This window comes from Phenylobacterium sp., from assembly GCF_031412415.1.
Taxonomy (GTDB): Bacteria; Pseudomonadota; Alphaproteobacteria; order Caulobacterales; family Caulobacteraceae; genus Phenylobacterium.
The window spans coordinates 1-10,255 of the sequence record NZ_JANOCX010000365.1 but is presented as its reverse complement, the minus strand read 5'-3'; the positions used below and the strand labels follow the sequence as shown (position 1 = coordinate 10,255).

Below are 10,255 nucleotides of genomic sequence, written 5' to 3'. Positions count from 1 at the left end.
GCCGACCACTTCGGGCCGCCAGTGGCATGTGGGCTGCTCGAAGAACTTCGGCCCGTGCACCACCGCCCCGCCCTTGGCGTCCTCCGCCCCGAACACCAGCCGCCCGATCCTGGCGTGGCTGATGGCGCCGGCGCACATGGCGCAAGGCTCCAGCGTCACCACCAGGGTCAGGTCGGTGAGCCGATAATTGCCTCGCTTCACCGCCGCGGCGCGCAGGGCGACGATCTCCGCATGGGCCGTGGGATCGTGCGCGCCGATGGGTCCGTTTGCGCCGATCGCGACCACTTCACCGGTCGTCGGATCGACCACGACGGCTCCCACGGGCGTTTCGCCGCGTGCGGCGGCGTCTTGCGCGGCTTGAAGCGCGATGCGCATGGTGCGGCGATCATGATCCACGACCCCCAAGACAACGACGAGACGGCTCCCGGTCAAGGTGAGCGCGTCGCAAAAGCACTGGCCCGCGCCGGAGTCGCCTCCCGCCGAGACGTCGAAAAGCTCATCGAGGCCGGCCGCGTCGCCCTCAACGGCGAGGTGCTGACCACGCCCGCCGTCAAGGTGGAGGCCGGCGATGTCCTCACCGTGGACGGCAAGGTGGTGAACGAGGCCGAGCCCACGCGCCTGTTCCGCTACCACAAGCCCGTCGACCTGCTGACCACCCACAAGGACCCGCAGGGGCGGCCCACGGTGTTCGACCACCTGCCCGCCGGTCTGCCGCGGCTGATCTCGGTCGGCCGGCTGGACATCAATTCCGAAGGCCTGCTGCTGCTCACCAACGACGGCGAACTGGCTCGCGCCCTGGAAAGCCCCGCCAACGGCGTCGTGCGCCGCTATCGCGTTCGAGCCCGTGGCCGGATCACACAGCCCGAACTCGACAAGCTGGCCGAGGGCGTCACGGTGGAAGGCGTCACCTACGGCCCCATCGAAGCCAAGATCGATAAGGCCAAGGAAGGCCCCCAGGGCGCCAATATCTGGATCACGGTCACCCTGGCCGAGGGCAAGAACCGCGAAGTCCGCCGGGTGATGCAGTCCATCGGCCTGACGGTCGGCCGGCTGATCCGCCTGTCCTATGGTCCATTCGCCCTCGGGACCCTGGAAATGGGCCAGGTCGAGGAAGTCGGGCCGCGCGTGATCCGCGAGCAGCTCTCCGAATACATCGCCCCCGCCAACCTGCCGGAGGGTGACCGCCCGCTGTTCGTGGACAAGGCCGGCCGCTCCAGCGGCGGCCGCCGGACGCCCGCTGGCGGGACCGGCGCCCCGGAGCCCAAGAAGAAGGCAGTCTACAAGAGCGGTTGGGCCACGCCCAAGATCGAGGTCAAGGTCCACGCTGGCCAGCGCAAGCGCGCGCCGCGCCCGGACGTCGAAGCCTCGTCGGCCACGCCGGCCAAGCCGCATGGCGAAGTGCCCCTGGCGCCCCGCGCCCGCTCGTCGCGCCTGGTGGCCGACAAGCCCGGTGGTATCCGCACCTTCAGCCCCGGCGCGCCGCTGGCGCCCTCCGCGCCGCCGCCGAGGTCCAGCGGCCCCCGACCGGCGGGCCGCCCGAAATCCAAGGGCTCGACCCTGATCGACCGCCGTCCCTACTCGGCCGACGGCCCGCGCCCGACTCGCGATTTCAAGAACGGCCCCAAGCGCGAAGGCGCCTCCAGCGACCGGCCCCGCTCCTACGCCTCCGACAAGCCGCGTCCGGCCGGACCGAAGCGCGAAGGCGGCCCTCGTGGCCCCGACCGTCCGCCGCGCGGCGAAGGTCCCAAGCGGGCCTACGCCTCCGACGGTCCGCGCCCGCCGCGTTCTGATGCGCCGCGCCCCGAGTATAGGGCTGGACCAAAACGCGAAGGTGGGCCGGGTACGGACCGCCCGCGTCCGCCGCGCTCCGATGCGCCGCCACGCGGGCCGCGCCCGGACTACAAGGCGGGTCCGAAACGCGAAGGTGGACCTTCCGCGGATCGCCCCCGTGCGCCCCGGGCCGATGGCCCGCCGCGCGGTCCGCGTCCTGACTACAAGCCTGGGCCCAGGCGCGAGGACGGCGGCAAGTCGTTCGACGGTCCCCGACCGCCGCGCTCCGACGCGCCGCGCGTCGAGGGCAAGCCGTCGCCCTATCGCGGCCGCAACGCCGACAGTCCGCGACCGCCGCCTAAAGGTCCTGGATCGCCGAGGGCGGACGCGCGGCCCGCAGGGCCTCGCGCGCCGAGTCGGTCTTCAGCACCTCCACGAAGCTCCGGCGCTCGTCCGCCAGGCCCTCCGAAAGGGGGCGGTCCAAAGCGGCGCGGGTGAGGCGCTTGGCGTAGGCCAGGCCGTCCTTTCCGCGTGAGCTGAGTTCGGCGGCGATCTCCAGCGCGCGCGCCAGGGGATCGGCCACCGCCTCGTGCACCAGGCCGATCTCTGCGGCCTTCTCGCCGTTCACCACCCGGCCCATCAGGATCATCTCCAGCGCCTTGGCCTCGCCGATGACGCGCGGCAGGCGCTGGGTGCCGCCGCCGCCGGGGAAGATGCCGGCGCGGGTCTCAGGCAGGCCGATGGCGCCGGCGTCCAGGGCGGCGATCCGCAGGTCGCACGCCAGCGCGATCTAGAACCCGCCCCCCATGCACAGGCCATTTATCGCCGCGATCACCGGCTTGGGCGCGCTGGCGATCAGGTCGATGAACGCGCCGAAAGCCCCGCCGGGCCTGGGCGGCGGCGCGGCCGAGGTCGGTGCTGGCGCCGCCGCGCCGATGTTGTCGCTCATGTTCGACAACTCGCCCACGTCGTAGTGGCGCACGAAGATGCCCGGCAGGCCGCCCGTCAGCACCACCACCCGGACGCCGTCGTCGGCGACGCAGGCCTCGAAGGCCGCCAGGATCTCGACGGACCCCTGGGCCGTCATGGTCCCGAGCGGCGGGTTGGCGTAGGTGATCACCGCCGTCCCGGCCTTGTTTTCCACGCTCACCAGGGCCATCGCGTCCTCCCGTCCGTATCGTTCTTGATGGGATGCGAGCTTGGATCGCAAGGAACGGCGCGGCAAGGTCGCGGCGAATCGGCAAGGAGCTTCTGTTGCGCATCGTCTCGGGAGAATTTCGCGGCAAGGCCCTGGCGGCGCCGGCTGGAGACCACACCCGGCCGACCTCAGACCGCGCCCGCCAGGCGGTGTTCAACATCCTGGAGCACGCGGCCTGGTCGCCCGGCCTGCGTGACCTGCGGGTCATCGACCTGTTCGCGGGCTCGGGCGCCCTGGGGTTCGAGGCCCTGTCGCGCGGGGCGGCCTTCTGCCTGTTCGTGGAGACCGACGAAGCCGCCCGCGGCGCCATTCGAGAGAACGTAGACGCGCTGTCCCTGTTCGGCCGCACGCGGGTGCATCGCCGCGACGCCACCGACCTGGGCGTCCGTCCCGGCGCGGATGGTCCGGCCTTCGACCTCGCCTTCCTCGATCCGCCCTACGCCAAGGGCCTGGGCGAGATCGCGCTCGCCAAGCTCGCCGTCGGCGGCTGGCTGGCGCCCGGCGCCCTGATCGTTTTCGAGCGCGGTTCCGACAAGGCTGAATTCTCGGTCGAAAGCTTCGAGAAGCTGGACGCGCGCGACTACGGCGCCGCGCGCGTCCACTTTCTCCGGTACTCACCACAAGCGGCTTGAAGTCCGGTTGTCGAGCTGGCTGCGAAGGTTGGCCAGCCCCTCGCGGTTGATCCGGTAGGGACCGCCGCCCCGGCTGACGATCAGGCCGTTCTTGCGCAAGGCCTTGAAGACCAGCAGGTCGCAGTCGGCCAACGACCAGCCGTCGCGAGTCTGGCAAAAGGCCGCGACGATCCGCCCCCGCTCGTCGCGTTCGAGCACGATGGTTCCGCCCTGGGCGAGGGCGTGCAGCGTCCGTTGCTGCGCTTTCGATATGTTCACTGAATTGTCCGAGGTCAGGCGTGGAACGACGCGCCCGCTCCTGAAGAGGGGCGCGGACGATGCGGACCTGACAGCCGATTTCAGACGAGGACGCCGGTTCGGCGGTTAGGCCCGGGCCTCGAACGCAATCTCAGACATGAACTCCTCGTGGGGTCTGGACGGCTCGATCATGCCGAAGCTTAGTGAGATCGTCCAGTCCGAGAGTGACGGCGCATCGATTACTTGAGTTTCATTTGATGCCAGCGTGAAGTCTGGAAATATGACGGTTAGATGACGATTTTATAACAGAAATTGGAGGTCAAGGTCGAACATCCTGAAGTAAGATTCACCCATCATTAGTTGAGTTTGTCTATTGCCTCGCTTGAACAGCGGAAGGCTCCCCCCGTGACCGCCACTCTCCTAGACCTGATCCAGCCCATCGCGCCCATCGCACCCGAAACCCTGGGACAGGACGTCTACGACCGCTTTCAGGCCGAGCCGGAGACCCTTGCGATCGCCGTCGTCGACGCCGAAGGCCGCCCCGTCGGCCTGGTGGAGCGCAACGCCTTCTTCGTGGCCATGGCCGCCCACTATGGGCGGGCGCTCTACGCGCTTCGCCCGATCTCGCTATTGATGAACGCCAGTCCCCTGGTCGCCGACGGCGACACCCCCGTCGCCGAGTTCTGCGGCGAGGTGCTGGCCGATCGCGCCGACGAGGTGATGAAGGGCTTCGTGGTGCTGAACGGCGGGCGCTACGCCGGTGTGGGTTCGACCCTCTCGCTTCTGCAAGCGACCAGCGCGGCCAATCGCGCCCACGCCCAGGAGATGACCCGTCTCGCCGAGACCCTCAACCAGGCCAGGCTGGAGGCCCAGACCGCGCTCACCGCCAAGTCACAGTTCCTGGCGGTGATGAGCCAGGAGATCCGCACGCCGCTGAACGGTGTGCTGGCGATCGCCGACATCCTGCAGCGCAAGCTCGCCAACACCGAGCTGAAGCCCTACGTGACCACCATCCAGGACTCCGGCCAGACCCTACTGCGGCTGCTCACCGACGCGCTCGACCTGACCCGCGCCGACGCCGGCCAGCTGGTGCTCGCCGAGGATGGCTTCTGCGTGCCGGCGCTGCTGGAGGACCTGGCCGCCCTGTGGACGGCGCGCGCGGAACAGAAGAACCTGAGCCTCACCTTCGCCTATGACGGCCCGCCCAATCAGTGGGCGCTGGGCGACGGGGTCCGGATCAAGCAGGTGTTCAACAACCTGATCGGCAACGCGCTGAAATTCACCTATCGCGGCGGCGTGGAGGTGGTGTTGAAGGTCCGGCGCAACGACGTCCACGTCCACCTCGAGGGCGCTGTCCGCGATACGGGCGTCGGGGTGCCGGAGCATCGGCTGGCCAACATCTTCCAGCCCTTCAGCCAGACCGAGGCCGGCGTGCGCGAAGGCGGCGCGGGTCTGGGCCTCTCCATCTGCCAGCAGCTCGTGCAGCAGATGGGCGGAACCATCGGCGCCCGCTGCAACGCCGGCGCCGGGAGCACCTTCCGATTCGAGTTCCCGTTGTTCGACGTCCCGCCGCCCACCGAGGCCGAGATCGCCGCCGAGCCGGACCTGGGCCAAGGCGCCGCGGGCGGCCTGCACGTGCTGATCGCCGACGACAACGCCACGAACCGGCTGGTGGCCGAGACCCTGTGCGGCATGTTCGGCTGCACCAGCGAGAGCGTTGAGGACGGCGCGCAAGCGGTGGCCGCCGCGGCGAGCGGCCGGTTCGACCTGATCCTCATGGACATCAAGATGCCCCATCTCGACGGTGTGGGCGCCACGCGCAAGATCCGCAGGATGGCGGGATCGGTCGCCGGCATCCCGATCCTGGCGCTCACCGCCAACGCCGACCCGTGGGACGCGGCCAACTATCTCGCCCAGGGCATGGACGGGGTTGTCGAGAAGCCGATCAAGGCCGAGCGGCTGCTGGCCGCCATCAACGACCTGTTCGCCGAAGAAGCTCGTGACGTCGCCGCCGCCTGACGGGGCATGACCCTCATGTCAGGTGAGAGCCGCCTATCGCCTCCGTGAACCGGTGAGGAGGAGATGAGCGTCTGCACGGTCAGCGAACGGGCCTGAGGTTGCGCTGCCCGTCCGCCTGGGCGAGGGTCCGGGCGGACGCGGGAGGCGTGGATGGCGGGCTACAAGGCTCGACTGCAACGGGATCTGGATCGGTGGATCGCGGACGGCCTGGTGCCGGCGGAGAACCGCGCGCCCATCCTGGCCAGCGTCGCTGACGGCCGCCGGGTCGACGCCTCGGTGGCGCTGGGCGTGGTCGGGGCCCTGCTGCTGGGGATCGCCGCCATCGCCTTCGTGGCCGCCAACTGGGACGAGATCCCTAGGCTGGCGCGCTTCGGCCTGATCCTGGGGGTCTTCCTGGGGGTGACCGGCGCGGCGGCCTGGACCTCCCGCGGCGACGCCCGGCCGATCCTGACCAACACCCTGCTGATGGTCGCGGGCCTGATCTACGCCGCCGCCATCGGGCTGACGGGGCAGATCTTCGACATCGCGGGCGATCCGCAAAGGGCCCTGCGGGGCGCCGGCCTAGCCGCGGGCCTGCTGGCCATCGCGGGGCGCTCCAGCGGCGCCGGCGTTGTCGCCCTGGTTCTGCTGGGCTTTGGCGAGTTCGCGGGCAGGTTCGACGGCGGGAACACGCGCTGGCTGATCTTCGCGGCCCCGGTCGGGCTGGGCATGGCCTGGCTATGGAATTCCAGGCCCCTGGCCCATGCAGCGAGCCTGGCCCTGATCGCCGGCTTGCTGGCGGTGATCGCGCTCTACGAGAAGAACTGGGGCATGGCGGGCTTCCTGGTCGGCGGCGCGCTGCTGGCCGTTCTGGCGGGCGCGGCGCGGCAGGTGTCGGATCGCCGGACGGCGGTGATCTTCATGCTGTGGTTCGTCTGGGGCGCCCTGTTGCTGTTCGGGGTCTCGGGCTTGGATGATCTGAAGGGCGGCCTGCTGGTCGCCCATCGCGCGGCCTGGCTGGTGCTGGCCGGCGGCGCCATCGCGCTGGGCATGCATGATCGCCAGTCGATGCTCACCGCCGCGGGCGTCGTGGCGATGATCGCGGCGGTCTGCGCGATCCTCTTCGACCTCGGCCTGGGCTTGATGACCGCCGCTGGGCTGTTCGCCGCCTGCGCCCTGATCGCGTTGGTCGCCGGCTTCGCGATCCGTGGGAGGGCCAAGGCATGATCGGCCACTTTCCCCTCCGCATCGCCGCCGCGGGCCTGCTGTTGACCGCCATGCTGGTGGCCTTGGTCGTCACCGAGGATCGCGCCCGGGCGGCGGGCCGCGAGGTCGCCCTGCCGATGGAGGCCTTCGATCCGCGCGACCTGCTGACCGGCCACTATGTGGCGCTGCAGATGACTCAGCGGCTGGCCCCGGGCCGCCCCTGTCCCACCCGAACCCAGCCGTTCGACGATGGGGGGTGGCTGGCCCTGCGCGCCGCCGACGGAGGCTTCGTCGGCCAAGGCGACACGCGGGAGGCCGCCTTGGCGAGCGGAGGCGATCTGGCCGTCCGGGGTGGCGTCCTCTGTACACGGATGATGGTCGCCAACGTGGAGACGAACGCCGTCACCCTGGATGTCGGCGTCGACCGGTTCCACGCCGACCAGGCGGAGGCGGAGGCCATGGAGAAAGTGCTCCGCGCCCGGGGGGGCGGCCAGGCCGTTCCGGCCTTCGCCGTCGTGTCGGTGGGCGAGGACGGCCGCGCCCGGCTGAAGGGTGTGATCCTCGACGGGAAGCGCACGGACCTGACCTGGTGGTGAGGCCCTACCGGCGCCCGAAAAGCCGCTCGATGTCGGCCAGTTTCAGCTCCACATAGGTGGGCCGCCCGTGGTTGCACTGGCCGGAATGGGGCGTCGCCTCCATCTGGCGCAGCAGGGCGTTCATCTCCGGCGCGGTGAGCCGCCGTCCCGCCCGCACCGAGCCATGGCAGGCCATGGTCGAGCAGACCTCCTCCAGCCGCTCGCGCAGGGCCAGGGCCTGGCCGTTCTCGGCCAGGTCGTCAGCGATGTCGCGGACCAGACCGGCGACGTCGGTCTCGCCCAGCAGGGCAGGCGTCTCGCGCACCAGCACGGCGCCGGGTCCGAAAGCCTCGACCATCAGGCCGAGCGCCTGGAGTTCCACGGCGCGGCTCACGACCCGGTCGGCCTCGGCGGGGTCGAGCTCGACGACCTCGGGCAGCAGCAGCACCTGGCGGGCGACGCCGCCATCGGCCATCTCCACCTTCATCCGCTCATAGACCAGCCGCTCGTGGGCGGCATGCTGGTCGACGATCACCACGCCGTCGCGGGTCTGGGCGACGATATAGGTCTCGTGCACCTGGGCCCGCGCCGCGCCCAGCGGGAAGTCGACGGGGTCGAACACGACGGACGGCGCGGGCGCTTCCTGCAGGCCGGTGTAGGGCGCATTCCATGTCTCGGGTTCGGCGCGGGCCGACACTTCGGTGAGCCCGGGAATGGCCTGGGCCGCCTGGAGCGCCGAGGTCCAGCCGCCCATCTGCCAGGCGGAGAAGCCCTGGGCGGAAGGCTGCGCCTGGGGCGACCAGCCGGGCCGGATATGGCTCAACGTCTCGGAGGCCACCGTGGTGGAGGCCCGGTGCCCCGCGCCTGCCAGGGCGTGGCGCAGGCCGCCCACGATCAGGCCGCGCACCAGGGACGGATCGCGGAACCGCACCTCGGCCTTGGCCGGGTGGACATTGACGTCCACCAGGGTCCCGTCCAGCTCCAGATAGAGCGCCACCAGGGGATGGCGGTCGCGGGCCAGGAAGTCCGCGTATGCGCCGCGCAGGGCTCCTTGCAGCAAGCGGTCGCGCACCGGCCGGCCGTTCACGAACAGGTATTGGTGGGCGCTGTTGCCGCGATTGTAGGTGGGCAGGCCCGCGAAACCCGACAGCCGCACCCCGTCTCGTTCCTGATCGATGGCGATGGCGTTCTCGGCGAACTCCCGGCCCATGATCGACGACAGGCGGGCTAGGCGACCCTCCGGCCCTTTGCTCTCGGCGGGCAGGCGCAGGACCCTACGGCCGTCGATATCTAGGGCGAAGCTGACCGCCTCGTGCGCCATGGCCTGGCGCTTGATCTCCTCGGCGATGGCCATGGCTTCCGAACGCTCGGATTTCATGAACTTCAGCCGGGCGGGGGTGGCGTAGAAGAGGTCGCGCACCTCGACCCGCGCCCCGTGCGGACCGGGGAAGCCCGAGGGCGTCACCGCGCTCATGGCGCCGCCCTCCACCAGGATCGCGTGGGCGTCGCCCGATCCCCTGGCCCGCGACGAGATCGTGAGCCGCGCCACCGAGCCAATTGACGGCAGGGCCTCACCCCGGAAACCGAGCGTGGAGATGCGCAGCAGGTCGTAGTCGCCGGCCGCGTCGGGACTGAGCTTGGAGGTGGCGTGCCGCTCCACCGCCAGGGGAAGTTCGCCCGGCGAGAGACCCTGTCCGTCGTCGGCCACCAGGATGCGAGTTAGGCCGCCGCCGTCGACCTGGACCTCGACGGAACGCGCTCCGGCGTCGAGCGCGTTCTCCACCAGCTCCTTGACCGCGCTCGCAGGCCGTTCCACCACCTCGCCGGCGGCGATGCGGTTCACGGTTTCCGGCGGAAGGCGGCGGATTGGCATGGTCAAGCTTTGGACGCGATGTCTGTGTCCAACCTATATAGTTCGATTCCGGGGGGGCGTCCGGAAGGAGCACCATGAGTTTCGCCAAGCTGACGGCCTTTGGCTGCCTGACCCTCGCCCTGGCGCTTCCCGCCTCGGCCCAGGTGACACCGATCCCCGATCCCCTCGATCCGGACGCGGTTCTGGTCGAGGAGTTGGTGGTCACCGCCATCGACAAAGGCCCGGCCTGGTGGCGGGTCTCCGATGCCGACACCACGGTCTTTGTCATGGGCGCGCCGGGCGTGCTGCCCAAGGGGCAGGCCTGGGACCAGGGCGTGCTGGAGCGGCGCCTGACCGGCGCCCACACCGTGATCCTGCCCTTCAACAGCATCAGCATCAGCATCCTCAGCGTGCCGGGTCTGGCCATCCAATGGGCGCGGCTGAAGGGCGGTCCGGCGGAGGACAGGATGCCGGTCGACATTCGGCGGCGTTTCGTCGCCGCGCGCGAGGCGGCCGGCCAACCGGCCAAGCGCTACAGCTATAAGAACGAGCTGCTGGTCGGCCTGATCCTGGTGGGCGACTACCGCGAGAGCGTGAAGCTGACCGCCGCCGATCCCGGCAAGACCGTGGCGCGCCTGGCCAAGGCGCGGAAGATCAAGACCGAGAGCCGCTCGCTGTCCCTGGGCCCAGTGCTGGGACAGGCCGCGAAGATGGGCGCCGGCCCGCAGCGGGATTGTCTGGAGGACGCCCTGGAGGAGATGGAGGCGGGTCCCGGCGGCGCGCGAAG

Annotated in this window: 9 protein-coding genes and 1 pseudogene; 6 read left to right on the top strand and 4 right to left on the bottom strand. The window is 70.4% G+C overall.

What is annotated here, in order from left to right; genetic code table 11:
• Positions 1-375, bottom strand: a 375-nt coding sequence (locus tag RMO04_RS17415; RefSeq protein WP_309646034.1) for a nucleoside deaminase, incomplete at its 3' end; no start/stop codon positions are given.
• A 12-nt stretch (positions 376-387) separates the two neighbouring features.
• Between RMO04_RS17415 and RMO04_RS17410 the strand changes: the two genes are divergently transcribed.
• Positions 388-2,268: a pseudouridine synthase gene (locus RMO04_RS17410; RefSeq protein ID WP_309646033.1), complete on the top strand. Its 1,881-nt coding sequence runs from the start codon at positions 388-390 to the stop codon at positions 2,266-2,268.
• Here the strand turns inward: RMO04_RS17410 and RMO04_RS17405 are convergent.
• Positions 2,222-2,857, bottom strand: a pseudogene (locus tag RMO04_RS17405) (enoyl-CoA hydratase/isomerase family protein); the annotation flags it as partial. The gene RMO04_RS17410 and the pseudogene RMO04_RS17405 overlap by 47 nt on opposite strands.
• Before the next feature lie 167 nt (positions 2,858-3,024).
• Between RMO04_RS17405 and rsmD the strand changes: the two are divergent.
• Complete coding sequence (gene rsmD / locus RMO04_RS17400) at positions 3,025-3,600, top strand: 16S rRNA (guanine(966)-N(2))-methyltransferase RsmD (RefSeq protein ID WP_309646032.1); 576 nt, start codon at positions 3,025-3,027, stop codon at positions 3,598-3,600.
• Here the strand turns inward: rsmD and RMO04_RS17395 are convergent.
• The gene (locus tag RMO04_RS17395) at positions 3,583-3,858 is read right to left on the bottom strand and encodes a YjhX family toxin (protein ID WP_309646031.1); all 276 of its coding nucleotides are present in this window, start codon (positions 3,856-3,858) and stop codon (positions 3,583-3,585) included. The two genes, rsmD and RMO04_RS17395, sit on opposite strands and share 18 nt — an antisense overlap.
• A 384-nt stretch (positions 3,859-4,242) precedes the next feature.
• Between RMO04_RS17395 and RMO04_RS17390 the strand changes: the two genes are divergently transcribed.
• The 3 genes from RMO04_RS17390 (at position 4,243) to RMO04_RS17380 (ending at position 7,637) form a co-directional block, all read left to right on the top strand.
• A complete protein-coding gene (locus RMO04_RS17390) occupies positions 4,243-5,856 on the top strand; it encodes an ATP-binding protein (RefSeq protein WP_309646030.1) in 1,614 nt (537 codons plus the stop codon).
• A 150-nt stretch (positions 5,857-6,006) separates the two neighbouring features.
• Positions 6,007-7,062 carry a DUF2157 domain-containing protein gene (locus RMO04_RS17385; protein WP_309646029.1) on the top strand — a complete coding sequence of 352 codons (1,056 nt, stop codon included), beginning with the start codon at positions 6,007-6,009 and terminating at the stop codon, positions 7,060-7,062.
• A complete protein-coding gene (locus tag RMO04_RS17380) occupies positions 7,059-7,637 on the top strand; it encodes a GDYXXLXY domain-containing protein (RefSeq protein WP_309646028.1) in 579 nt (192 codons plus the stop codon). The genes RMO04_RS17385 and RMO04_RS17380 overlap by 4 nt, the downstream gene beginning before the upstream one ends.
• Before the next feature lie 4 nt (positions 7,638-7,641).
• On the opposite strand, the gene mutL is transcribed toward RMO04_RS17380, so the two are convergent.
• Positions 7,642-9,489, bottom strand: a complete 1,848-nt coding sequence (mutL, locus tag RMO04_RS17375; protein ID WP_309646027.1) for a DNA mismatch repair endonuclease MutL — start codon at positions 9,487-9,489, stop codon at positions 7,642-7,644.
• Between the two features lie 74 nt (positions 9,490-9,563).
• Here mutL and RMO04_RS17370 point away from each other — a divergent pair.
• Positions 9,564-10,255: TraB/GumN family protein (locus RMO04_RS17370; RefSeq protein WP_309646026.1), on the top strand; the 692-nt coding region annotated here is incomplete at its 3' end.